Raw genomic sequence first — 22,171 nt, forward strand, 5'->3', positions numbered from 1 at the left:
ACTGCCGCACATGCTGAACATGTCTTCATCTAAAGCTTAAATCAAGACTGTACTGCTACAAGCTATTTTTTGGGTGTTGGGCTAATGCGCGAATATCTTCACGTAATGCAGCAACTTGCATTTCAGAACGCTCATAAAGCTTTCTAATTTGACTTAGCTCATCTTTATAAGTCTTATTTTCTTCAGTTAATCTTTTGATTTCATTGGCTTGCTCCATCGAAAGCTCTAAAGCCCAACGGCGATGTGCCTGGTCAGCTTTTAAAGCATCTTCTTTGATCGAGAGATCATACTGCAGATCTGATATTTCCTTTTGCAGTTGTTTAATTCTTACTTCTGATTCGGTGTCAAAATCTAAAGCAGCATCAGGTTTAGGCGTGCTAAATTTAGACGTATTGACTGAGTTTACAATTGAGCTATTGCCATACAGCGCCTGCAAAGACCTATTTTTTATTTCAGACTCTAGCAATCTAACTTTCTCATCCATCTGTCTTTGAAGCTGTGCATTCTGCTTTAACGCTTGGTTCCGCTCATCTGCCAACCTTTCATAAGCTAACTTTTTTTCGCTGAGCTGTTCAGAAAGCGCTTTAATTTGCACTTTATCCTGTTGAGACTCTGCCTCCAGTAAATTAATGTCTTTCTGTTTGGCTAGCCATAAATCACGCCACACCTGATCTATAGCGCAAGTTAAAGCCTGTTTTACCGATTCGGGAGGTGTAGGAATGGCTGGGGGATTCAACGTAGAGGTATAAGATTGGAGCGCTTCAACCGCCTGCTCAAACGACCCGCCCACTTGGTGCTTTAGCATATTTGCAGTTAATGACTCTAACGGCTTACCTTCTGATAACCAGCTGTTGATCTGTTCAAAGTAGCTTTCTTTTGGCATTGTAGACTGCGACATTAGTAGACCTCCCGTTAATCTAATAAAAAATCTGGTGAATAGTTTACATACCAACCTATCTGTGACGAATCCATATCGCTATTTTTTCCAACTTATCTTTTTAGTATCTACTCCCAAGCCCTCATTGAAACACTAGATAACCAAGGAATTTTGTAGGCATTATGGTATCATAGTAACATTCAAAAAATTTTTGGCGGCCTGCTCATTCAGGCTGTTTTTTTGGGCTTAAATAGCGTCAATACAGCGGCGCATTTCGCTATGATCACTTGGAGAGTTAGGGTGCGCGATCTACAGACTATTAGTGCAAAAGTTGTACATGAAAACCGAATGACTAGATTAGCCGCTCTTTTAAAGCCTCTTATGCTGATATTGTCAGTACTTTTTGCGTCGCCTGTTTTTGCAGATAGTGCTAAACCGCAAGACTCTACGACAGTTAAACCTCTGGTTTATGTCAGTGTATTACCGCAGAAATATCTATTAGATCAGATTGCAGGCAACAGTCTTGATATTGAAGTATTAGTGCAAGCAGGTCATAACCCTCACAGTTACGATCCTTCTGCCAAGCAGGTGGCGCAGTTATCTAAAGCGCAGATGCTAATGACAACCGGAGTGCCTTTTGAGCGTGCTTGGCTACCAAGGTTAACTGCACTGTATCCTCGTTTATTAGTAGTCGATACAGTAGCGGCGATACCTAAACCGGAACATACCGAAGAAAAACTTGAACACAAAACAGAAAAAGCACAAGCAGAGCACCATGGTCATGATCATAGCCATGATGGCTTAGACCCTCATGTTTGGATGAGTCCAGTAATGGCGCTTATACAAGCTGAGACTATGCTGAATGCGCTAAATCAACAGTTTCCTGAACAAAAAGCAGTGTTTAACCAAGGCTTTGCCAAACTGAAAACACAACTCACACAGCTAGACCAGCAAATACATCATGACCTAGCGCCTTATGATGGCCGTAGTTTTATGGTGTTTCACCCTGCATGGGGTTATTTTGCTCAGCAATATCATCTAGAACAGTTGTCGATTGAGTTTGAAGGTAAAAGCCCAAGTGCGCGTAAGCTCGTTGAGCTTTCAGAGCAGGCTAAGGCTGAAAAAATAAAAGTGATTCTGGTGCAAAGCCAATTTAATCAACGTCCTGCGGAACGTATTGCAAGCCATATTGGCGCTGAGGTTATACATGCAGATCCTTTGCCTTATGACCTACCAGCAGCTTTAACACAACTGACTGGGCAACTATTGGAGTCCTGGCGTTAATGGGTAAGTTTGCTAAAAACATTATTGAGTTTGATCGGGTGGGTTTTCGCTATCAAGCGGCTCCTGTGCTTAATAATATCACTCTAGCGGTACGCGAAGGTGAGTTCATGGGGTTAGTTGGCCCTAATGGTGGTGGCAAAAGCACCCTGCTTAAGCTGATCATGGGCTTGATTACACCTGATACGGGCAATATACGAGTTTTTGGCACCAGCCCAAAAAAAGCCCGTGCACGCTTGGGTTATGTGCCACAATTTGCACGTTTCCCGTCTGACTTTCCCATCACGGTGGAAGAAACCGTTCTTTTAGGCCGTTTGCGCGCAGGCCGCATCTGGCAGCGCTATAACGCTCAAGACCGTGCTATCGCTGCTAAAGTGATGACCGAAACGGGGATTAGCGAGTTTGCACAGCGCCCCATTGATCAGCTTTCGGGCGGTCAACTGCAACGGGTTTTAATTGCGCGAGCCTTAGCCTCTGAGCCAGAACTGTTACTACTAGACGAACCCACAGCCAGCGTTGATGCACACCAAGAAAAAAGTGTGTTTGACCTGTTTCGTGAGCTAAACAAGCGCATGTCCATTATCGTGATTTCCCACGACATTGGTTTTATCACTGATTATGTGGATCGCGTAGCCTGCTTAAACAAAGAGCTACTCTGCCATGAAACACAAGCCATCACCCCTGATGTGATAGAGCAAATGTACGGTGATCATGTGCATGTTATTCATCATCACTCCCACGCGCTATAAGCAATAGTTTTAATATTTTATAAACCCAATGACTCAGATTGAGAGATCATGATGGAATTTTTTGCCGCCTTAGCCGAGCAAAGCTTTTTACAATACGCATTAATTGCAGGTGTACTGGCCAGCATCGCCTGTGGACTGATCGGCACCTATGTTGTGGTCATGCGCATCAGTTATCTTGCCGGAGGCATTGCACACTCCGTCATGGGCGGCATGGGTATCGCCTATTATTTTGGTGGCTCGCCTTTTGTAGGTGCATTAATCGCAGCGGTGATTTCCGCCTTATTGATTGGGCTAGTGAAGCTTTACTGGCAAGCCCGTGAAGACACCTTGATTGGGGCGTTATGGGCCTCTGGTATGGCGCTTGGTATTTTATTTATCAGCCAAACACCGGGGTATCAGGTAGACTTAATGAGTTATCTTTTTGGTAATATTTTATTGGTGGCAGATGGTGATTTATGGCTGATGGCGGGCATGGATGGCATTATTATTCTAACCATCCTAGTACTTTATCGACCCTTTCAAGCGGTAGCCTTTGACCCTGAGTTTGCCCGCTTACGGGGCTTGCCTGTCAATTTGCTATACCTGTTATTACTCTGCATTGTGGCACTAACAGTGGTGCTGCTAATTCAAGTCGTGGGGCTGATTTTAGTCATTGCCTTATTGACACTACCTGCTGCAATTGCTGGACATTATGTCCGCACTTTGTCCGCTTTAATGGGGTTAGCCACTTTACTTGGTTTGGCATTCACCTCAGCAGGCTTGGCAATCTCTTATCAGCCAGACTTACCAGCGGGCGCTACCATTATTTTATTAGCTGCTGGCAGTTTTATTATCTCTAGTCTGATTTCGGCCCGTAAAAAACCGGTGCAAAGCCCTGACTCGGCCTCAAAATCAAACATAGCTAACTGAACCCAAAGGACGCACCATGAGTGAATCATTCAATTGGAAAACCGTAGAAAAAGCGGAAACTAATCAAGGCTTTAACTTGCAAGAAGCCCTAAGTAACATTAAATATAATGCTGATGGTTTAGTACCTGCGATTGCTCAGCAATATGATACTGGCGAAGTTTTGATGATGGCGTGGATGAACTTGGATTCGATTCAAGAAACCCTACGCACAGGTCGAGTGTGCTACTGGTCGCGTTCACGTCAAGCCTATTGGCGTAAAGGAGAATCATCCGGTCAAGAACAACACCTAAAAGCGCTGCGTTTAGATTGCGATGCCGATACTATCTTATTATCGGTTGACCAAACTGGAGCCGCCTGTCACACCGGACGTCGCAGCTGTTTTTATGCTGTGGTGGAAGGCGAACAGTTGAAGGTAGATCAAGATCCTTTGGTTGATCCTGCGCAACTTTATAAATAAAGGCCCAAGGGTTACCACAACAAGTCGTTAAGGCCAAAACAGTAGGGCTAGCACAATGAAATGGTTACTTAAATTACTGGTCAAGTTTTATCGCTATGTCATCAGTCCCGTGCTGCCTCAACGCTGTATTTATTACCCGACCTGCTCAGGCTATGCTCTTGAGGCTCTTGAAACGCATGGGGCAATTAAAGGTACATGGCTTACAATTAAGCGCATTGGCCGTTGCCATCCTTTTGCCAAGGGCGGCTATGACCCTGTGCCTGAAAAATGCTCATCTGCGCAGCCTTGCCAACACCATACCCAAACTCAGAAAAAAGAGCCGTTTGAATAGTTATTATGGCGCGTATTGAATCCCCTTGTATCGGTTTATGTAGCACCACTTTGGGTGATGAATATTGCCGTGGCTGTAAACGTAGTGCAGATGAAATTTTATCTTGGGCAACACTGAATCAAAACCAACGTAACCTTGTACAGCAGCGTATAGAGCAAGCCTCGGAGACAATTGTGGGGCGCTATTTCGTTTTACTTGATAAAGATCAATTAGAGCAGCAACTGCTTCAGCGCAGAATTCGTTATACTCAGCGTTTTTCCCCATTGTGCTGGGTGGTTGATTTATTGCGAGTAGGCGCACACCGTATTCAAAATATTGAGGCTTACGGTTTAGCGCTCACTGAACAGGGTCAAAATCAAAGTTTTGAACACCTTTACCGACAGCTCAATCAGCAGATTTTAGATGAAATAAACAGGCTAATTCGTGAAAAATAATATAGACCTATTACTTGAAGAGATGTATCAATTTCTACCTTGTCGTACCCCTGCGCTTTGGGTAGAGCAAGCGATCGAAAATCTTGATATTTTGCTGATTGATCACGCGCAATGTGAGAAAAAAGCGGCATCTAATGCCATGAACTTGATGTATCGCTACGTAGATCGCACTGAACTACTGAAGAAAATGTCACAGTTAGCCCGTGAAGAGCTACTGCATTTTGAACAAGTGGTGGGCATTCTTGAAGAGCGTAAGATCCCTTATGTACACCTGTCCGCTGCACGTTACGCCAATGGCTTGCGCCAGCACATGCGTAAAGACCATAACGGATTAATTGATATTCTAATTATTGGGGCATTTATCGAAGCTCGCTCGTGTGAGCGTTTTATGGCGCTTATCCCACACTTAGATGCACCACTGGCCAAATACTATCGTTCACTTGTGCGCTCTGAAGGTCGTCATTACCGCGACTATTTAGAGTTAGCCAAACTCTATTCGAAAGAGCCTATTGAGGATCGCATTGCGTTTTTTGCTGGTATCGAAAAAGAACTTATTGAATCTGACGACGATACTTTCCGCTTTCACAGTGGCCCAGTAGTGTTAAAGCCTGAGTTGGCAGCTACTGAGACAGCAGCTTCCTAAACGACTTTGAACTGGCCTAATCATGAAGCGCTAACGAAAGCGCTTCATGATTGCCGAGGCGATTGTTTGGTCGGCCATTACTCGATTTAACTTATTTAATTCAACCCAGCAGCGTTTGCGCTCTTTCTGCTCTGGCCAACGGCGCAGTGTTTTTGTAACTTTAATAACAAAAACCCAAACCGTACGCTTTTTATTTTTCATACCCGAGCAAGTTGAAATTTTGAACTTTGAACTTTGACTTAACCTTCCAATCATGCCCGCTTCTTCATAAGCCTCAAGCCGTGCAACGCCTGCTTTAGAAAGCTTTTTCTCTGTTTTACCCATCGGAATCATCCAGTGACCATGCTTTCTACTGGTTACTAAACATACCTCTGGTGCACGATTTTTCCGATGTCGAATCAGCAGAGCGGCTATACGTTCCTTGTGATCAGCCATAATAATTATAAGCTCTCTAACTGCTGTTGAATTTCTTGCCATAAGTTTAGATAGGCTTCCCCACCTGCTGTTTTGGCTGCAAAACAGGCAACAGGAGTGCGATGCTCGCCCATTTTTTCAATATCACTTGAAAAGGGCACTTGGGTAATCAGCGTTCGTTTGTATCGACTCTGCATCCGCTCAATTGTCGTTTTATGTAGTTGCTTCTGCTTTTGAACCATTGAAAAGAATGGGTAAACTTGACCAACAGGAAGGTCTTTATCACGGAAAAACTCTAGCAACTGCTCATAAGTGCGCTCAGAAAGAGTGGTTGGTATTACTGGTACAACAATCATATCGGCAGCTTGAAACACCGCCTCACTGAGATAGCTTAAACTAGGTGGGCAGTCCAAGATTATCAAGTCGTACTCTTTTTTTAGTCCTTTCAGCACTTGGCGTAAGCGGCGTTGGCGTTTGTTTATATCACTTAGAAAAACATCAAAATGTCGGAACGACTGATGGGCAGGAATGATATCTAAACCATCAAAGTCAGAGGCTTTAATTTGCTTTAAAAGACTCTCATAGGTATCAAAAAAACGCTTTCCCCATTGCTTTTTACCGGAGCGTACACGAAAGTAAAAAGAGGATGCGCCTTGTGAGTCTAAGTCTATTAATAGCGTGCGATAACCTGCTTGAGCTGCGTTATAAGCTAAATTCACAGAGGTTGCGGTTTTACCAACACCGCCTTTAATACTGTAGCAAGCGAGTATCTTCATACTTCAATCCTTTTGATGTGCAGGCAGGGTCGTAGTTTCAGGTTTTAAGTACAGCTGCGCTAGAGCTAGACTCATATCATTTTCAATAAAAGCCTTCAGTTGGATCTCTGCATCAAGACGTTGGTCTTGTTGTTTTACGAACAAAACGCCAGACAAGGCATGCACTGCAGCAACAATACTGTCTGATGACTGGGCACCACTATGGTTTTCTAGCTCGCCAATGTCTGGGGAGCTGATCCAGTGCTCAAGATACTCTCGCTGTACGGCAAAATCGTTAAAATCCCCTAGGCTATCTTGTAATTTTTTCAGTGCCTTAAGTAGTGTTTTCAAGCTCTTTCTTGCCTGTTTTTCTTGAAATAGCCCAGTAAAAAACTCTAGTAGATAGCGAAGCTTTTTCGCCTCTAGACGAATATCATGGATCTCATCATCAACAGACTGCGGTGTAATAAGCTGAGCTTGAGCAACGATTTTTTCGTAACTCTTAAGCAAACGCTTGGCGGCTAGCTTTTGAACGGGCTGAAGTGCTTGTTTACTTTCTTTAAAATCAAGGCTAGCAAGTTGCTGCTCGATTTCTTCAATTTTACTTTGATAGGCAGGGCTTTTTATCCAGCGCGCAAGTGAACGATGAGCCAACTTACGCTTATTAGCAAACTCGCTAAATAGTTCATCAAGCCCTTGATGAAACTGCTGTGGCAGCAGCTGTTTATATTCATCTTGACGCTGAAGATAAACGTCTAGGTCACGCAGGGTATTAGTTCTACGTGCCAGATCACCTAAACTGAGTTTAAAATACTGGCTCGCTTCTATACCTACAACCTGTTTAAGCTGAGTAAACAAAGCTCGGCTACGACGTAATGCAACACGGTATTGATGCAAAAATAGCTTATCCCAGTCAGCGGCAATACCTGTTTCGTTTAACCGTACATTCTGCCAAAGCGTCGTATGAATACTGGTTAGCGCTGTTGCGGCATTGTCATTCTCACCCATTATAAATACAGGTCTGCGGCTATAGCAGGTTGGGCAGATAGCCAACAGCTCTAAACTGAGCTGAAATATGTGACGCTCTAGACTGTCTGGCTCAGAGGATAAAATAACACCTAGTGCTTCTCGGTATTCCTTCTCATACCCACGCAAACCACTTAACTCCAGCATCGCGCCTAAGCCTGTTTGTGTGATATTCAAATCACACACTTTTTTCAGGTCTTCATTACGCAGTGCATATTGATAGTATTCAACCTCCATATCGGCCATTGGAAATAGACGACGAATATCAGTATGCGCAGAGACATAGGCTTTTAGCTGAGGATCGACGCAGTTCTCTGCATAACTAGGCACAGGTTCTGCACGATAGACATTAAGGTCAAGGTGGTTAATAAAGAAGGTTAATCCTTTATGGTTACTGGCTAATAGTCTATTTTTTTTCCAAAGACGCCATTCAAAATCATCATAAAAGGTTAAGGTTTCTTGCTGAATCTGCATCGGCTCAAGGGTAAAGTGCGCTTGCAGTTTTTCCAGTATCTGTTCGGTTTTCTGACTATCCTGAACCAGCCACCGGGAATGCTTAATCATTTTGACTTACTTCCATTTGTTTTCAGTTTTACCCTTCCAGCAAGATAATCTTCGACCAGTTGCTCAACAATTTTTTGAATGCTACTGTCTTGCTCTATCGCTTTGATCTTTAAGGCTTTAAGGGTCTCATTTTTGAGCCTGAGCGATGTGTTTTTTTTGGTTTTTTCGCCAGATTCATCTTTATCCATCAGGCGTTACTCATTCCAATCATGACATAATGACGTCATTTATTGTGCAAAAATTGGCATGCATAATCAAATGACAAAATAATGACAACCTGCAAATATAACTGAAATGCTTATATAGCCCCTATTGATCTAGCTGCTGCTGAAAGTAATCCATTAACTGGCCAGATATTGCGTAACTACCAGGACGTGCAGGAAAGTCCTCTAACCGCCCCCATCGTGCTTCGACAATCTCATGACCATCAACCTTAACTTCACCACCTGCATACTCACAGATAAACCCTAACATTAATGAATGTGGGAAAGGCCAACTTTGGCTAGAAATATAATGCAGATTTTTAATTTCAACGCCCACCTCTTCTTTGACCTCTCGATGAAGCGCTTGTTCGGCACTTTCACCGGGCTCAATAAAGCCAGCAATACAACTGAAATAATTGCTCTTAAAGCTGGCATTTCGCGCTAATAACACTTGGTCACCTTGAGTAATCAACACGATGACACAAGGGTTGATACGTGGATATTGACGATAACCACAGGCACTACAGCACATTGCATTTTCGTGCTGATGAATATGAGTACGAGTACCACATCGGCAGCAATAGTTATGGTCTTGCTCCCAAGTCAATAGTTGGCTGGCACTGGCAATAAGTTCAAAACAGGATGCGTCGATACTCATCAAGAGCGATCTAAAACTGGCTTGACTGAAAGGCTTATCTTCAAGCCAGTCTTGCCATTCAGGACTGCGGGTACAATAAACAGGATAGCCTTGATATTCCGCCACAAAACGCCATGTTTGCTCTGGAAGTTCATGTGCGACTTGATTGGCAGCCAATAGCGGTGACGCTTGATCTACCTCTACGATTAGATTATGACCGATAAAAATCAAGAGTCTGCTTTGGACAGGTAGCTCTGCTGTTCCACAATGACGAGTCCACAACATGATGTTTCCTTAATACATTTGATTAAAGCAGTTTATAACAGGGACAAATGAATGACAGCCCTAAAGTTATTTCTCTCACCGATTCATCGCGGTATGCTCAGATTCCGTTTATAATGTCCGCTCAATTAGTCAGCAGGTGTGTTATGAGAGTTTGTGGTGTTGAACTGAAAGGCAATGAAGCTTTAATTTGTCTGTTATCCAAGTCTGGGGAGCTGTTTGATATCCCTGATTGCCGTCAAGTGCGCTTCAGCATCAAAGACAGTGATGATCAACAGCAGATGCGCTTTTTTCAACAGTCTTTCCGTAAGCTAATGGAAGACTACAAAGTAGAGCAAGTCGTGATTCGCCAGCGCTTGCACAAAGGTAAATTTGCAGGCGGTGCAGTTGGTTTTAAGCTTGAAGGCGCTTTACAGGCTTTAAGCAATATGCCAGTTACAATCTTCGCTCCAAGCAAAATTAAAGAGCAGTTGAAGCACACTCCGCTGCCTATCGATTTCTCACAAACAGGCTTAAAAGCATTTCAAGAAGTTGCGTTTGTGACGGCTTTTGCGTTCCTCAACAAGCCTGAAATTGTTGCTTTGGCTAACAAAACTAAACCCGAGCTTAATACTGCAAAAGCTAGTGATGCTGTCGAAACAGCAAAAACAAAACAAGCAGTGGAAACTCCGATAGAACAACCAGCTGCGGCTCAAGAGCCAGAGAATGCCTCAGCAGAAAAATTTAACCCATGGAAACGTTAATCTACCAATAGCGTTTTCTACATAGCATCATTAAAGGTGTCGAGTGCCAAGGCGCTCGATACCTTTTTTATGACCAAAAGAGATGCTGTACCAGACTTTTTCTCGACTTAATAACATGCTATTTTCAGCAGCATAACGTTTCTTATTTAGTCTTATGAGAAGGAGTTTTACGATGAAAAAGCGGCCTCCTGGATTTTGGGGTGGTATTTCTATTGTCGCCGTTATGCTATTGATTTTAATCTGGTTTACACTTTTGGCCGATGAGTACGCGGCATATTTTAACTAATCAAACTAAGGCGATAGACAGTGGCAGGCATTGCGTTTTTAAACGGTTATTCAGAGACTGTTCTACAGCAAGTGCAACGCTTACTCGATGATCATCAGCTGGATGCATACCTTAAGAAGAAATACCCCAGTAGTCACAACATAGTTACAGATGCACTTTTGTATGATTACGCTATGTCGCTAAAGAATAGCTACATGAAAAAAGCACCACCTTTGCGCCGTATCAGCTTTGATCCAAAGATCAGTGTCGAGCACCATGCACTTGGAATCAATGCCCATATTGCCCGTGGTCATGGCGGAAAGCTCAAAGCCAGTCATGAAATACGCATTGATCCTGTCTTTAAGCACTGCCCAGAACTATTTTTACGCATGATAGTTGTACATGAGTTAGCGCATTTGAAAGAACGTGAACATAATAAAGCGTTTTATCAACTGTGCACTCACATCGAACCTGACTATTTTCAGCTAGAACTTGATTTACGCTTGTTGCTACTTTGGCAGTCTCAGTCTAATGAACGGCTGTATTAGGTTGCTGAAGAAGAATCTGCAATAAAATCAGGCCGAATCTAGCCTATATTAATAATTAAAGTACCTTGGATATTGATCAATAAGGATTGGTGGCATGAGCATGATCCACAGTTGGAAAAACCAAAAAGCTGGGCAGAAACCTTATGTCATTCCCTCTAGACCCGAGTCATTGGTTTCTATTGTTGAACTTATGAAGGCTCAGGAGCCAAATACTGAGCAGATAGCTGCTATTTTACGCAAAGATGTTTATCTATATAGCAGTGTGCTAGCCGCAGTAAACGTCCCAGTTTTCGCCCTCAATCATAAAATCACCGACATTAATCACGCTATTACACTTTTAGGCTTAGACCGTTTATTTTCAATTGTGCGTTTAGCCGCCTTAAAGAATAGTTTAAGCACTACAGAGCGGTTAGACCGCTTCTGGGATAGTGCTACAGAGGTTGCGGAGATTTGCGCAAGCATTGCCGTAAAGTATACAGGTCTTGACATTCACACAGCCTACTCTATAGGGATGATGCATGACTGTGGTATACCGCTGATGTTAGAAAGCCATCCTGATTTCAAAGCATTTTTACGCGAAGCAAATGCGCAAGACTTATTGTCATTGCAAAATGACGAACAAAAGCGTTTTGGTAGCAACCACTTTCAGGTCGGCGCTGAAATAGCACATCTATGGTATATGCCAGATTCAATCTGTGAAGCGATCGCTTACCAACCAACAGTTATAACTGTTTTAGAAGGCACGCTACCATGTTCGGATGAGGGCAAACTTCTACTATCAGTACTCACTTTAGCTAAAGACATCAGCACCGTTTATCGACGTTTCTGGCGTATTTATGACAGCAGTGAACCTGTGCCCCAGCTCAGTGTGGTTCTAGAATATATAGGGTTACCCGACATTGAGTATTTGGATCTGCGTGAAGACTTTATCAGCCTACTAGAAAGTCGAGAGAATGACTGAATAGCAGCCATTTGAGGTGTTACTGCATTGAGTATTATTGTGCGCACAGTTTTGGGCACTGCCCTTAGTTATTTCATTCTGGGTATGCTTGGGCAGCTTATTGCTATCCCCCCTGGCTTTGCCACTATCATCTGGCCTGCATCAGGTATTGCTTTGGGTGCGGTGCTTCTTTTAGGCCGCTGGTCTTTATTAGGTGTCTTTCTTGGCTCTTTTTTAGTTAACACTTATATATCTTTAACCACTAATACACAAGAGCTACAGTTTTTAATTCCAGCAGCAATTGCAATGGGAGCAAGCCTACAAGCATGGGTTGGCGCTTGGGCTATTAGATCTTTTGTAGGGTTTCCTTTTTCGTTTAACAACTTAGCTCTCTCAGCAAAATTTCTCTTCATTGGCGGCCCAATCAGCGCGTTGGTAAATGCCTCTCTAAGCTGTAGTACTTTATTAATGCTAGGTGTTTTACCTAAAGCACAGTTTTTAGGCAATTGGCTCAGTTGGTGGGCCGGAGATAGTATCGGCATTATTGTTGTAATGCCTTGGTTACTCGCACTGTTCCCTAAACTCACGCACTTTGAGCTGTCTAAGAAACCCCTATTAATTGTCGCTCTCGCAATTATTACCCTAGTGACCGCAGTATTATCTGTTATGGCCGCTGGTTTTGAACAAAACAAACAGGCCAATGAATTTAAAAACAACGCCAAATTATTGAGCGAATCATTACAAGCACAAATTCATAATGCAGCAGATGTACTCTATGGATTGAAAGGTTTACTGCGTGTCTTACCCAACCCAACCCCCGATGAGTTTTATCAATATACTCAGCCTATTCTAACGCGTAGCGACGTGCTACACGGCCTATCTTGGAACGCCGTAGTAACAGGTTCAGACTTACCTAAGTTTAATCAAAAAATGCAGCAGCTTTACGCTTCGCAAGCACTATCTAAACCATTTCAAGCAATGGAGCGCGCAGCACATGGGCAGTTAGTCCCAGCTCAGCCTCGTAAGCAACACGTAGTGGTCAGCTTAATTGAACCATTTGGTCGAAACCAGCAAGCCCTTGGCTATGATGTTTATTCACAAGCCGATCGAAAAGCAGCTCTAGATCATGCAGCAGAGCTTCGAATGGAGTACCCCACTGCGCCTATACAGTTGGTGCAAGCATCAGGTTCTCAGGCAGGCGTGCTAATGTTTTTACCTGTGTTTGAGTCAGAGTCCTATAACGCCTCATTACTAGGCTATGCCACTGCTGTACTAAAAGTAGGTGATATTGCTAAAAAAGCATTTTCTGACGAACTACTACCTAACACAAAGCTGGCATTGTTAGATATTGATGCGCCTGAAGGCAAAAAACTCTTATTTCAATCGTCATGGAGCGATATTGACGCTGACGCTGTTGCCTTAGAGCACGACAGTGCTACCTTTCCCATGTACCAAAGTCACCATATTGCGGTTGGTGGCGACCAATGGTTACTTGTTCAAGTCAGCGAATCAAGCTTTATCCATCAACCTTGGGGCGTGCATTTATTACTTGCCAGTGGTTTTCTAGTATCGGGTTTACTAGGCTGGCTGGTCATTATTGTCTCTAGCCATACAGCTGAAATTGAGCGCCAAGTGCGTGTCCGTACCGATGATTTAATATCTGCCAACCAACGTTTAAAGCGCTCAGAAATAGAGCAAACTAAAACAGCGGAGGCGGCTGAGGCAGCCAGTAAGGCTAAAAGCGAATTCTTGGCGAATATGAGTCACGAAATTAGAACACCTATAAATGGTGTCCTAGGCATGATTGATCTTTTACTAGACAGTAATCTATCAAATGAACAGCGCCAGTTAGCGCAGATCGCTCAAACAAGCACCCAGTCACTTTTGAGCATTATTAACGAAATTTTAGACTTTTCAAAAATTGAAGCTGGCAAACTTGAAATAGAAAATGAGCCTTTTGAACTGACAGAATTACTCAGCACAATTCACCAAAACTTCGCGCTACAAGCCAGCTCAAAGGGGCTAGGCTGGGCCTGCCCTGCTAATCACGTGCAAGCACAATGCTTTGAAGGCGATATGAATCGCATACGTCAGGTACTGACCAACCTAGTGGGTAATGCCCTCAAATTTACCCATCAAGGGCGAGTTTCGGTTTATTGTGAAGTAGAGCCAATGCAGCTGGCACTTGAGAACGCAAAGCTATCGTTATTGCACTTCCGTGTTGTAGATACAGGGATAGGTTTAACTGTTGAGCAACAAGACAAGCTATTTGAGCGTTTCACTCAAGCTGATGGCTCTGTAACCCGGAAGTTTGGCGGCACAGGTTTAGGACTTGCGATTTGTAAGCAGCTTGTTGAAATGATGGGAGGACATATCACTGTTGAGAGCATTCCAGAGATGGGCAGCAGTTTTATTATTACTTTACCGCTCAATATGCTTGAAAATACCTGTGATAAATGCAAACCAGTAGAGCCTAGTCAATCACAAGCATTAGTACAGCATTTTCCTGACAGTAATGCAGCGCCTAGCTTCGAGCAAGTAAACTCATGGCAAGGTCGAACAGTATTAATAGTTGAGGACAACTTAACCAATCAACTTGTTGCCCAAGGGGTGATGAATAAATATGGCTTTGACGTAGATATCGCCAATAACGGCGAAGAAGCCGTCGAAATGATTACAGAAAATCATTACGACCTTGTTCTAATGGATTGCCAAATGCCTGTGATGGATGGCTACGAGGCAACTCGTCGTATTCGAGCTAATGAAATTACCCGCGGAGTTCTACCAGAACAAGCCCTGCTTATCATCGCAATGACAGCCCATGCGCTACAAGGTGACCGAGAGGCATGTTTAACTGCTGGTATGAACGACTATATCAGTAAACCCATAGAAAGAAGTATTTTGGTACAAACCTTACAAAAATGGCTACCTGCCAATGCAGAAGGCACCATTGAACAACCTTATGTATCATCGAATAATGCGCAGGTAAAGACATCCATAAAGTCTACAGAGCCTGTAAAAACGCCTACCGATTTTGACATTAAAGCAATGGAAGCGCGGCTATTGAATGAGCCTGAGCTGATTCGAAATGTGCTGGAGGTTTTTCAACAAGATTGCGACATTGATATTATTGCTTTACGAGAAAGCTTTACAGAACAAAAGCTTACGGCAACCGCCAAGCTTGCTCACAGAATTAAAGGTGCTTCCTCTAACGTGGGGGGCATTAAAGTACAGCAATTGGCATTAGAGCTAGAACAAGCGGTTAAGAATAAAGACATCGAAAAGAGCAACCTGTTGCTAACAGAGTTAGAACAAAGCTACCAAACACTTAGAGAAGCAATGACTGAGTATCTATCCAGTCAAAAGCGATAAAACGTAACTAGGGCTTACCTTTGAGAGGTGAGCCCTAGTCACTTAAAAACCAAGCTTTAACCTTTACCGCTGCTCATACGATTGAACCTAGTAAAGAATGCATCACGCCAGCTTATTGAGACAATGACACCTGAAAACCAGGTGCATTTTTTGGATGGTTTTCTTGAGTAAAGACACCACGGTCATTTTTCAGTGCAAGCACTTCAAAGAAGGGACGGAAGCGATCTTCTGCAATGCCAAATGCTTGTAGGAATTTGGCAAACATAACTTGCTCTTCAGGCTCTGCTTGGCCATCAGAAAGAGAAGAGTCTACCAAGTTTGTCAGAATGCACATCTTCTGAGCGTCAGACAGCAAAGGCGCTGCCTCTTGCAAGAACTGCTCAACCGTATGGCTACGGATATAACGCTGAGCAGAGTCTAGTAACGCACGGTTATTGGCGCCAACACCAATAGAACCACCACTTTTCTCACCACCTAGCACTGACAGTAGCTGGCCAACTTCTTCATTATCAAACTCGCCATCTGCTGCAATCATGTACAATAAAGAGGTCGCAAACGCCAGATGAGGTGTCATCTGAGTGCCAGTATCCCCTTTAAACATATCAAACAAACCCATTTCGTGACTCCTGTTGATAGTGATATTACTTTGCGACAGGCTTGGTTTCGCCTGTTTGCCCTATCGTAGGCCATTAATTTGCGTAAAAGTTCCTAACACAAGAAGAATATTTTAAAAGCTATGCGAGGAGTAAGCGCTATTGCAATGTTGATTTTTCAGATATAAATGAGTGAGTGTCCGAATTTTCCGTTAGTAAATTGGTTATCATCAAGGATGTAAACATGATGAGTTGCAGTGATTATGACTACATTGAGATAGTTTGTTTGTTCAAGTATCCAGTGGAGCTGACGATGAAGTCGGGCTCAATAATCAGTGGAAAAGCTATAGATACAGCTCGAAATCAAGCTAATGAAGAATGTATCAAGCTTCAAACTAAAGGTGTTGATCTCTTAGTGGTTTTAGATTCAATAAGTAAGCTGAAGGTGTCGGTCAATAACCCACATTTTCAAGAGGTCTCCTTTGATTGAGAGCCAGCACCTAACAAAGCGTTCAAGAGGGATTCGATAGATTATGTATGGCGTTTTTGATGAAAAAAGATAAAGCGCTTAATCCAGTGAATATACGTTTTCTCCGTTCGCATACTGTAGCCGCGCAGCCGTATCTCTGATCGGATACCTTCCAGAAATGGACTTTTAGCCATAAATCACCCTCCATGTGATACTTGTGCTTTTATGGTTTAATATACAGTATATTTTGGTTTTTGCAGGAAAATGTGCTCAGTTTGCTCGACTTAATACTCGGTTTACCAGTACGATGAAACCGGATAAGCTGCAAAATCAATGATTTATAGAAATCGTGACCGAAATAACAGGCGCACGGTTATTTGTGATAACGCGCATGCGCGTTTAGCAGGGAAGCAGTCAGGTCAGAAAATGGATTTTTCCTTTCTAATCAAACACTTCTTTGTTTATATGTCGGTATATTGAAATCGGCAAAATGAGCATGCCTGATATTAAAATGTTATGTGCAAAAGAACCAACCGGACACGTAAATAATGGAGAAAGTAATTACCTCGTTAATTGAGCAATGGCCCGCATTGACGGGATTGATTGTGATTGCTGGCGTATTCTGGGTGTTGTTTAGGCGCTATCTTGATGAAAATAAAATATTGTTAGAGGGCGTAAAATCACTCTCCTCGGAACATAAAGATAGCATTAACCAAGTGCTGGATAGGTATCGCGTTCTTTCCGAAGACCAAGTTAAAGAAATTGATCGGCTGCGAATTCTGGTGTCATCACTAGTTACTGAAAATGAAAAAATCGGGAAGAGATATGATGATATAAAGTCAGAGTTTCATAAGGTGGCTTTAGAAAATGGAGCATTAAAAAGAGCCATAGACAACCTTGAAGAAATGATGCGAGCAACTGGTGGGGACGTCAAAGTCATATCTACTCAATTAAGAAAAACACAAGAAGATATAGAAGATGTTTCAAGCAAAATCATGCTGTTGGAGCGACATTCAGATGAATCCAGCACATAACAATGCCATAAACTCGGACGTCAAAAAGTTGCGCCGCTCGTTCCTTGCTCTGCAATTTTTTGCCTCCGGTTATGGCTGGCGTTCAGGCTGTAGAAAAACCTCCAGAACTATGCTCTGATCGGGTTTTCAAACGCAGGAGGCGGTGATGGCTCGATTCAGGCACTACGACTACAACCAAACGTCGATGGTGGTGATCAATTATCAGGATCAGTTGCAGCTCGGTACTTTTGAGCATGCCCTGCATTATCTGATCTCTGAAAAGTTGAATCTTTCCGCGTTTCATCAGCCTTACAAAAATGACCGAGAAGGCCGTCCGGCTTATGATCCGGCTATTCTGCTGAAAATTATCCTGTTTGCTTATTCTAAAGGCATCACCTCCAGCCGTGAGATCCAGTGGTGTTGTGAAACCAACATCATCTTTAAAGCCCTATCCTGCGATACGGTGCCGCACTTTACGACAATCGCTCATTTTGTCAGTAGCCAACCCCAGTCTATTGAAGATCTGTTTGAACAGGTACTGTTGGTCTGTTCTGCTCTAATCAAACAGGACACTTTGAGCTTTGGCTGCTAGGGCAAACAAAGGATGTTCAGATTAGTTTTTGGAAAAAATTGAGAAGTGGGTAGACGAAGATTCAATGCCAGAATGGTCAGTCTTTGAAGTTGTAATACTCGCCAATCCTGATTTTGACAATATCGAGAAGTTATCAGTATCTATTCACAGTTTATTTGTCGAACTATCAAAGGAGATTTTTGAAGCGCTAGAGGCGTACGAGTAGTGGCGCATAACAAACCAATTAATCCGACCGCAATACGCTGTACTCCTTTCGGGGCTGGGTCTCGCTACGCTCGGCCGCTGCTTTGTGCGTTAAATATTTAGAAAATCTAATCTAGCGATGAAATACCCATAGAGCTGACTAAAATCTTATGCAACTCGCTTATTAAGTTTGCGATTCAACCAATCCACGTCAGATGGTTATCCCAGTGCAACTGGTCAAAGCGCGTTTGCCACATGATGTTGCCAGTGCTGGCGTGATACACCACTAGATCGCCCTCTCCATTGCTGACAATGTAAAAGGGTTTCGAAGGATGGGCGCAAACCCCAGCACAATCGCTTAGTTTTTGCCTTGCAATAAGTTGTCCTGTAGTACGTTGCCAAAAGGTGACGCTATTGGCTTTAGGCGCGGTAATGCAGAGAGTGTCTTGTTTGGGATGTGCCGACACACTGGCAATATAGCCTTGCAGCTCTGCCCAAAGTGCTGGCTGTGCATCAACCTCTTGCAGCTTTTTTTGCCCTATGCGGTGATTAAAAATTAATGTTGGGCTTTCATGAACCAAGCCTTGATACTGAGCGCCCACCCAAACCTGACCATCTTCTGTCACATCAAGGTGCCTTAAAGAAAGCTGATGATGGTCGGGTTTAACCTGATCAATTAAAGCGCCACTCTGATCAATGTAACTGAGATTAGGCTGCATACTATCAGGGTTAAGGATGATGCGCGGATAGTCTGGATGAGTTTCTAAACCGCCATTGGCAACCACCATAATTGGATTTGGTTGCTGGTCGGCTTTAGGCAGCCATGCTATTTGATGTGGGCCTATGCCGTAGCTACTCCACTCATTAATACGCTTAAAGCCCGCATTGACATCATAAACACCAATAACGCCACGGGCATTATCGTAATCATTCTCAGGGCAATAGAATCTGCGTTGATCGGCAGAGAATATGCCATGCCCGTAATAATGACGCTGCTCTGCGGCTTGTACTCTAAAATGTTGCCCTGTAGTTTGGTCTAAAACTAATAACTGTCGCCCCGGACGACGAGCAATCGAAACCAAATAGCGCTGATCTGGGGAGACGGCAACTTGGTGTCCCCGCCAGCCACTTATCGTTTGCCCTAGGGTAGCCCCCTGCAAGCTGAGTAGCTGATGTTGTTTATCTTTCTCTATCTTTTGGGTTGCGCTACTAGCGAGCTGCAAATACTGCTGCTCTGGCTGGCTAGATGCTTGTGTACTTTGGCTGAATAATGTCAGGCCAGCCCCTCCTAGGCCGCTAGCAGACAAGCCAACTGCGGTGCTGCCTAGCGTTGAAAGTAGCTGTCGTCTAGAGAGGGATTTGCTCAACATAGCTTAGTCTCCATCTTTAGAGTTAAAGCGTTGCGCTAAGCCGAAGTGCGGTAACGTTTGCTTCAGCGCCTTTTCAAACTCTACAAGATGCTGCTGTAATTGCTCGGCTTGCTCACGACCTTGCTCATCAATAAAAGCATGTTCGCCTAATTGCTCAAGCTTTAAACCTTGCTGTTTGAGTTGGTTAAACGCCTGTTCAATTTGAGTCGCCTCATCAGCGTAGCCCAGATGGATTAAGAGCTGATGTAGTGAAGCCTGTTGAGGTTTTGAGCCAAAGTAAATTTGGCCTAAGCTGTTAATGTTAAGGTTTAGATTGGATAAGCTCTGACCACTACGCCAGTTTTCAGCTAAGTATCGGTTGGTTTGTCCGCCTTTTTTGTCTAATCGAAACGGCTTAGTTAATTTATCCTTGGCAATTGTTTCCGCACTTTGGGCTAAGCCCTCTAGTAAGTATCCTGCCGCCTGCTTGGCACTGGCAAAGCTTTCATTACCTAAAGCTGCGTCGTGCCAGTCCGACAAAAAGACACTTTCTTGCCAACGGCTGAGTAGATCTTGGCTATTGAGTAAGCTTTTTTCACTGATCGCTATCAGGCTGGGACAAATTTCGGTATTACGTTTTTGCTGTAATAAGACAGGGTCAAATAGTAAATATTCACTGGCAGCAAAACCTTGTACTGCAACGCCGCCCTTATCAAGCTCAGGCTGTTGACCTTGAGCCAGCAGCCCCTTTAGCTTTTTCTCAACCAAGTTTTTACGATCAGGCCAGAATGTAATGTTCAGGCGCACGCTAGCATCGGTGTTAGGGCCAAGCGGGTAGACCTCAAGTTGCTGCCAAATGTGTACGCTATTTAGCCACTTTTGCTGTAGTTCAGGTAGAAATGACCACTGCGCCATCACTGTGGGTGCTGCTCTGGTACTACAGGCCATACGAACCTGTGAACCGAACTGCCGATTAGTTTGAATCAGCTGTCGCATCAACTGTTCAGGATAATGAACGCCCTCTGCAATCATCTCGTCGTAGTCAAAGGCAAAGCTTGATGAGCTAATCAATGCAACAGCAATACCGCTGCACAACGCATGGCGTGAAAATAACATCTATAAAGACTCCAAAAATTGAATCAGTTGTTGCCGTTGCTCTAAAGAAAGAGCTTTAAAGCCTTCCCGACTACTTTGAGCCTCACCACCATGCCACAGAATCGCTTCTTCTAGTGTGCGTGCTCGGCCATCATGCAGATAGTTTTCTTGCCCTGTCACAACTTGATTTAAACCTATTCCCCAAAGTGGTGGCGTACGCCACTCTTGACCATTGGCAAGAAATTCTGGGCGCTGGTCTGCTAACTCTGATCCCATATCGTGCAGAAGCAAGTCAGTAAAAGGGCGAATACTTTGTTGTGACAGCTCTGGCCTGTCAGCGGCTTGCCCTGTTTGCCAATGTTCAATATGGCAGCTCTGGCAACCGAGGGCATTAAACTGCTGATAGCCTGCCTGCACTTCAGGTTTTTGAGTGTTGCGCTGTGCGGGCACTGCTAAGTGTTGAGTATAGAAGGTGACATGGTTGAGTATTTTATCAGAGACTTCAGGCTCACCACCAGATGCACTCAAATGACAAGGTTGTGCAGCGGTACAGTCTGTTTCAGGATGCAGCCGAGTGGTTAAACCCATATCGCCTGCAAAAGCCCCTGAGTTTTGTTGTTTCAGTGTGGGTTGACCGGCTTTCCAGCCAAAACGACCTAGTTGACTAGACTGTTGCTCAATATCCCACACGCGATTTGCTTTACCTGATATACCGTCTTGGTTGTTATCCTCTGGATCTGCATTGGCTAAAATAGCCGCTTCTGGGATCAGTTCTAGCAGACCTAAACCAATCATCGCAGGCGCAATACGTGGAGACTGCTCTAGCCCTGCTGAGGGCTGCCCATAAGCCAAGCGAATGATCTCATAGTGAGGAACACGCAGCTCAACCTGATGACCATCAGCGTAGCGCACCTGACGAGGCTGATAGCTCAGTTTCATTTCTGCTTCTGGCGTGATCTGCGTGGTTGCAAAGTTTTGCAGCTGCCCCCCATAAACAGGATCATTCAGCGGGCCAAATTTTTCCTGCTGCTGCCTCTCTTCTGGCGTTAATGCAGGTCGACTTAAGCGTAGAAACAAACTTATAGCCTGTTCTGTATTGGCCTCACGCTGAGCATTGTGAGTCGGCACCAACCCTCGGCCATCTTTCACATGACAGTTTTGGCAAGCATTGGTATTGAAAAGAGGCCCCAACCCATCACGAGCAGTAGTGCTAGAAGGTGCCAGCACCCAAGGTGCTTTGAAAAAGCTGTTACCTACTTTGAAATCCAACTGGCGCATAGGAGAAAGATTAGCAGCAGGCAAAGAGAACGCGTTGCGATCCTGCTGATCTACACTGGTTTGGCCCCCTAAACGGGCTTCAGGCGCAATACCTGCAATAGCGGAGTGGCTGATAAGGGTGCCAAGTAGAAAACAAGTTGATAAATTGATCTGCATCAGAAAACTATCC

Annotated in this window: 24 protein-coding genes and 2 pseudogenes; 15 read left to right on the forward strand and 11 right to left on the reverse strand. The window is 43.9% G+C overall.

Going from position 1 to position 22,171, the window contains the following annotated elements:
- Window positions 1–55: 55 nt before the first annotated feature.
- Window positions 56–898: a coiled-coil domain-containing protein gene (locus B5D26_RS07305; RefSeq protein ID WP_080051866.1), complete on the reverse strand. Its 843-nt coding sequence runs from the start codon at window positions 896–898 to the stop codon at window positions 56–58.
- 279 nt (window positions 899–1,177) lie between these two features.
- On the opposite strand from B5D26_RS07305, the gene B5D26_RS07310 reads away from it, so the two are divergent.
- The 7 genes from B5D26_RS07310 to miaE are packed head-to-tail and all read left to right on the forward strand — an operon-like array spanning window position 1,178 to window position 5,681.
- A complete protein-coding gene (locus tag B5D26_RS07310) occupies window positions 1,178–2,161 on the forward strand; it encodes a metal ABC transporter solute-binding protein, Zn/Mn family (protein ID WP_159445614.1) in 984 nt (327 codons plus the stop codon).
- Window positions 2,161–2,907, forward strand: coding sequence for a metal ABC transporter ATP-binding protein (locus B5D26_RS07315; RefSeq protein WP_078745080.1), 747 nt, complete (start codon window positions 2,161–2,163; stop codon window positions 2,905–2,907). Before B5D26_RS07310 ends, B5D26_RS07315 begins: the two co-directional genes overlap by 1 nt.
- Before the next feature lie 48 nt (window positions 2,908–2,955).
- Window positions 2,956–3,816: a metal ABC transporter permease gene (locus B5D26_RS07320; protein WP_200810636.1), complete on the forward strand. Its 861-nt coding sequence runs from the start codon at window positions 2,956–2,958 to the stop codon at window positions 3,814–3,816.
- Window positions 3,817–3,832: 16 nt separating this feature from the next.
- Window positions 3,833–4,273: a phosphoribosyl-AMP cyclohydrolase gene (gene hisI / locus B5D26_RS07325; protein ID WP_078745082.1), complete on the forward strand. Its 441-nt coding sequence runs from the start codon at window positions 3,833–3,835 to the stop codon at window positions 4,271–4,273.
- A gap of 55 nt (window positions 4,274–4,328) precedes the next feature.
- On the forward strand, window positions 4,329–4,604 hold the full coding sequence (gene yidD / locus B5D26_RS07330; RefSeq protein ID WP_078745083.1) for a membrane protein insertion efficiency factor YidD: 276 nt from the start codon (window positions 4,329–4,331) through the stop codon (window positions 4,602–4,604).
- A 5-nt stretch (window positions 4,605–4,609) separates the two neighbouring features.
- Entirely contained in the window at window positions 4,610–5,038 is a 429-nt protein-coding gene (locus B5D26_RS07335; RefSeq protein WP_078745084.1) for a DUF1289 domain-containing protein, read from the forward strand.
- A gap of 22 nt (window positions 5,039–5,060) precedes the next feature.
- Window positions 5,061–5,681 carry a MiaE family protein gene (miaE, locus tag B5D26_RS07340; protein WP_078745136.1) on the forward strand — a complete coding sequence of 207 codons (621 nt, stop codon included), beginning with the start codon at window positions 5,061–5,063 and terminating at the stop codon, window positions 5,679–5,681.
- A gap of 30 nt (window positions 5,682–5,711) precedes the next feature.
- Here the strand turns inward: miaE and B5D26_RS07345 are convergent, their stop codons facing one another.
- The 5 genes from B5D26_RS07345 to nudC form a co-directional block, all read right to left on the reverse strand.
- The gene (locus B5D26_RS07345; RefSeq protein ID WP_080051865.1) at window positions 5,712–6,116 is read right to left on the reverse strand and encodes an NUDIX hydrolase; all 405 of its coding nucleotides are present in this window, start codon (window positions 6,114–6,116) and stop codon (window positions 5,712–5,714) included.
- 5 nt (window positions 6,117–6,121) lie between these two features.
- Entirely contained in the window at window positions 6,122–6,871 is a 750-nt protein-coding gene (locus B5D26_RS07350; protein ID WP_078745086.1) for a ParA family protein, read from the reverse strand.
- Window positions 6,872–6,874: 3 nt separating this feature from the next.
- Window positions 6,875–8,440, reverse strand: coding sequence for a CHAD domain-containing protein (locus tag B5D26_RS07355; protein WP_078745087.1), 1,566 nt, complete (start codon window positions 8,438–8,440; stop codon window positions 6,875–6,877).
- Complete coding sequence (locus tag B5D26_RS07360; protein ID WP_078745088.1) at window positions 8,437–8,628, reverse strand: hypothetical protein; 192 nt, start codon at window positions 8,626–8,628, stop codon at window positions 8,437–8,439. The genes B5D26_RS07355 and B5D26_RS07360 overlap by 4 nt, the downstream gene beginning before the upstream one ends.
- Window positions 8,629–8,749: 121 nt before the next feature.
- On the reverse strand, window positions 8,750–9,565 hold the full coding sequence (gene nudC / locus B5D26_RS07365; protein ID WP_078745089.1) for an NAD(+) diphosphatase: 816 nt from the start codon (window positions 9,563–9,565) through the stop codon (window positions 8,750–8,752).
- A gap of 143 nt (window positions 9,566–9,708) precedes the next feature.
- On the opposite strand from nudC, the gene B5D26_RS07370 reads away from it, so the two are divergent.
- From B5D26_RS07370 to B5D26_RS07385, 4 genes are all read left to right on the forward strand, one after another.
- Complete coding sequence (locus B5D26_RS07370) at window positions 9,709–10,305, forward strand: DUF3010 family protein (RefSeq protein ID WP_078745090.1); 597 nt, start codon at window positions 9,709–9,711, stop codon at window positions 10,303–10,305.
- A gap of 306 nt (window positions 10,306–10,611) precedes the next feature.
- Window positions 10,612–11,118 (forward strand): M48 metallopeptidase family protein, encoded by a 507-nt coding sequence (locus B5D26_RS07375; RefSeq protein WP_078745091.1) that lies wholly within the window; start codon window positions 10,612–10,614, stop codon window positions 11,116–11,118.
- A gap of 94 nt (window positions 11,119–11,212) precedes the next feature.
- Window positions 11,213–12,079, forward strand: a complete 867-nt coding sequence (locus B5D26_RS07380; RefSeq protein WP_078745092.1) for an HDOD domain-containing protein — start codon at window positions 11,213–11,215, stop codon at window positions 12,077–12,079.
- A gap of 27 nt (window positions 12,080–12,106) precedes the next feature.
- Entirely contained in the window at window positions 12,107–15,430 is a 3,324-nt protein-coding gene (locus tag B5D26_RS07385) for a CHASE domain-containing protein (RefSeq protein WP_078745093.1), read from the forward strand.
- Window positions 15,431–15,542: 112 nt separating this feature from the next.
- Here B5D26_RS07385 and B5D26_RS07390 read toward each other — a convergent pair whose 3' ends face one another.
- The gene (locus tag B5D26_RS07390) at window positions 15,543–16,046 is read right to left on the reverse strand and encodes a tellurite resistance TerB family protein (RefSeq protein ID WP_078745094.1); all 504 of its coding nucleotides are present in this window, start codon (window positions 16,044–16,046) and stop codon (window positions 15,543–15,545) included.
- Window positions 16,047–16,270: 224 nt separating this feature from the next.
- Here B5D26_RS07390 and B5D26_RS07395 point away from each other — a divergent pair, with 224 nt between their 5' ends.
- Window positions 16,271–16,513 carry a Rho-binding antiterminator gene (locus tag B5D26_RS07395; RefSeq protein WP_234985230.1) on the forward strand — a complete coding sequence of 81 codons (243 nt, stop codon included), beginning with the start codon at window positions 16,271–16,273 and terminating at the stop codon, window positions 16,511–16,513.
- Window positions 16,514–16,554: 41 nt separating this feature from the next.
- Here the strand turns inward: B5D26_RS07395 and B5D26_RS16520 are convergent, their stop codons facing one another.
- Window positions 16,555–16,686, reverse strand: a complete 132-nt coding sequence (locus B5D26_RS16520) for a phage integrase N-terminal SAM-like domain-containing protein (protein WP_078745096.1) — start codon at window positions 16,684–16,686, stop codon at window positions 16,555–16,557.
- Window positions 16,687–17,040: 354 nt separating this feature from the next.
- Here B5D26_RS16520 and B5D26_RS07405 point away from each other — a divergent pair, with 354 nt between their 5' ends.
- The 3 genes and pseudogenes from B5D26_RS07405 to B5D26_RS16685 all read left to right on the forward strand — a co-directional run bounded on the left by B5D26_RS07405 (window position 17,041) and on the right by B5D26_RS16685 (window position 18,302).
- Window positions 17,041–17,526: a hypothetical protein gene (locus B5D26_RS07405; RefSeq protein WP_078745097.1), complete on the forward strand. Its 486-nt coding sequence runs from the start codon at window positions 17,041–17,043 to the stop codon at window positions 17,524–17,526.
- Between the two features lie 145 nt (window positions 17,527–17,671).
- Window positions 17,672–18,055, forward strand: a pseudogene (locus tag B5D26_RS07410) (transposase); the annotation flags it as partial.
- Between the two features lie 62 nt (window positions 18,056–18,117).
- Window positions 18,118–18,302: pseudogene (locus B5D26_RS16685) on the forward strand (DUF7000 family protein).
- A gap of 175 nt (window positions 18,303–18,477) precedes the next feature.
- On the opposite strand, the gene B5D26_RS07415 reads toward B5D26_RS16685, so the two are convergent.
- From B5D26_RS07415 to B5D26_RS07425, 3 genes are read right to left on the reverse strand one after another with little or no spacing between them, the layout of a single operon-like run.
- Window positions 18,478–19,650, reverse strand: a complete 1,173-nt coding sequence (locus tag B5D26_RS07415; RefSeq protein ID WP_078745098.1) for a DUF1513 domain-containing protein — start codon at window positions 19,648–19,650, stop codon at window positions 18,478–18,480.
- Between the two features lie 3 nt (window positions 19,651–19,653).
- Window positions 19,654–20,745: an imelysin family protein gene (locus B5D26_RS07420; RefSeq protein ID WP_078745099.1), complete on the reverse strand. Its 1,092-nt coding sequence runs from the start codon at window positions 20,743–20,745 to the stop codon at window positions 19,654–19,656.
- On the reverse strand, window positions 20,746–22,158 hold the full coding sequence (locus B5D26_RS07425) for a di-heme oxidoreductase family protein (RefSeq protein ID WP_078745100.1): 1,413 nt from the start codon (window positions 22,156–22,158) through the stop codon (window positions 20,746–20,748).
- Window positions 22,159–22,171 lie beyond the last annotated feature (13 nt).

Source organism: Oceanospirillum multiglobuliferum, from assembly GCF_900167095.1.
GTDB classification, from domain to species: domain Bacteria; phylum Pseudomonadota; class Gammaproteobacteria; order Pseudomonadales; family Halomonadaceae; genus Oceanospirillum; species Oceanospirillum multiglobuliferum.

What these genes read in the sequence shown, in the direction of transcription:
- hisI (WP_078745082.1), top strand. Translation starts at nt 3,833, where the DNA reads ATGAGTGAATCATTCAATTGGAAAACCGTAGAAAAAGCGGAAACTAAT.
- B5D26_RS07345 (WP_080051865.1), bottom strand. Translation starts at nt 6,116, where the DNA reads ATGGCTGATCACAAGGAACGTATAGCCGCTCTGCTGATTCGACATCGG.
- B5D26_RS07320 (WP_200810636.1), top strand. Translation starts at nt 2,956, where the DNA reads ATGATGGAATTTTTTGCCGCCTTAGCCGAGCAAAGCTTTTTACAATAC.
- B5D26_RS07380 (WP_078745092.1), top strand. Translation starts at nt 11,213, where the DNA reads ATGAGCATGATCCACAGTTGGAAAAACCAAAAAGCTGGGCAGAAACCT.
- B5D26_RS07315 (WP_078745080.1), top strand. Translation starts at nt 2,161, where the DNA reads ATGGGTAAGTTTGCTAAAAACATTATTGAGTTTGATCGGGTGGGTTTT.
- B5D26_RS07420 (WP_078745099.1), bottom strand. Translation starts at nt 20,745, where the DNA reads ATGTTATTTTCACGCCATGCGTTGTGCAGCGGTATTGCTGTTGCATTG.
- B5D26_RS07370 (WP_078745090.1), top strand. Translation starts at nt 9,709, where the DNA reads ATGAGAGTTTGTGGTGTTGAACTGAAAGGCAATGAAGCTTTAATTTGT.
- B5D26_RS07425 (WP_078745100.1), bottom strand. Translation starts at nt 22,158, where the DNA reads ATGCAGATCAATTTATCAACTTGTTTTCTACTTGGCACCCTTATCAGC.
- nudC (WP_078745089.1), bottom strand. Translation starts at nt 9,565, where the DNA reads ATGTTGTGGACTCGTCATTGTGGAACAGCAGAGCTACCTGTCCAAAGC.
- B5D26_RS07335 (WP_078745084.1), top strand. Translation starts at nt 4,610, where the DNA reads ATGGCGCGTATTGAATCCCCTTGTATCGGTTTATGTAGCACCACTTTG.
- B5D26_RS07395 (WP_234985230.1), top strand. Translation starts at nt 16,271, where the DNA reads ATGAGTTGCAGTGATTATGACTACATTGAGATAGTTTGTTTGTTCAAG.
- B5D26_RS07305 (WP_080051866.1), bottom strand. Translation starts at nt 898, where the DNA reads ATGTCGCAGTCTACAATGCCAAAAGAAAGCTACTTTGAACAGATCAAC.
- B5D26_RS07355 (WP_078745087.1), bottom strand. Translation starts at nt 8,440, where the DNA reads ATGATTAAGCATTCCCGGTGGCTGGTTCAGGATAGTCAGAAAACCGAA.
- B5D26_RS07360 (WP_078745088.1), bottom strand. Translation starts at nt 8,628, where the DNA reads ATGGATAAAGATGAATCTGGCGAAAAAACCAAAAAAAACACATCGCTC.
- B5D26_RS16520 (WP_078745096.1), bottom strand. Translation starts at nt 16,686, where the DNA reads ATGGCTAAAAGTCCATTTCTGGAAGGTATCCGATCAGAGATACGGCTG.
- B5D26_RS07405 (WP_078745097.1), top strand. Translation starts at nt 17,041, where the DNA reads ATGGAGAAAGTAATTACCTCGTTAATTGAGCAATGGCCCGCATTGACG.
- yidD (WP_078745083.1), top strand. Translation starts at nt 4,329, where the DNA reads ATGAAATGGTTACTTAAATTACTGGTCAAGTTTTATCGCTATGTCATC.
- B5D26_RS07415 (WP_078745098.1), bottom strand. Translation starts at nt 19,650, where the DNA reads ATGTTGAGCAAATCCCTCTCTAGACGACAGCTACTTTCAACGCTAGGC.
- miaE (WP_078745136.1), top strand. Translation starts at nt 5,061, where the DNA reads ATGTATCAATTTCTACCTTGTCGTACCCCTGCGCTTTGGGTAGAGCAA.
- B5D26_RS07350 (WP_078745086.1), bottom strand. Translation starts at nt 6,871, where the DNA reads ATGAAGATACTCGCTTGCTACAGTATTAAAGGCGGTGTTGGTAAAACC.
- B5D26_RS07390 (WP_078745094.1), bottom strand. Translation starts at nt 16,046, where the DNA reads ATGGGTTTGTTTGATATGTTTAAAGGGGATACTGGCACTCAGATGACA.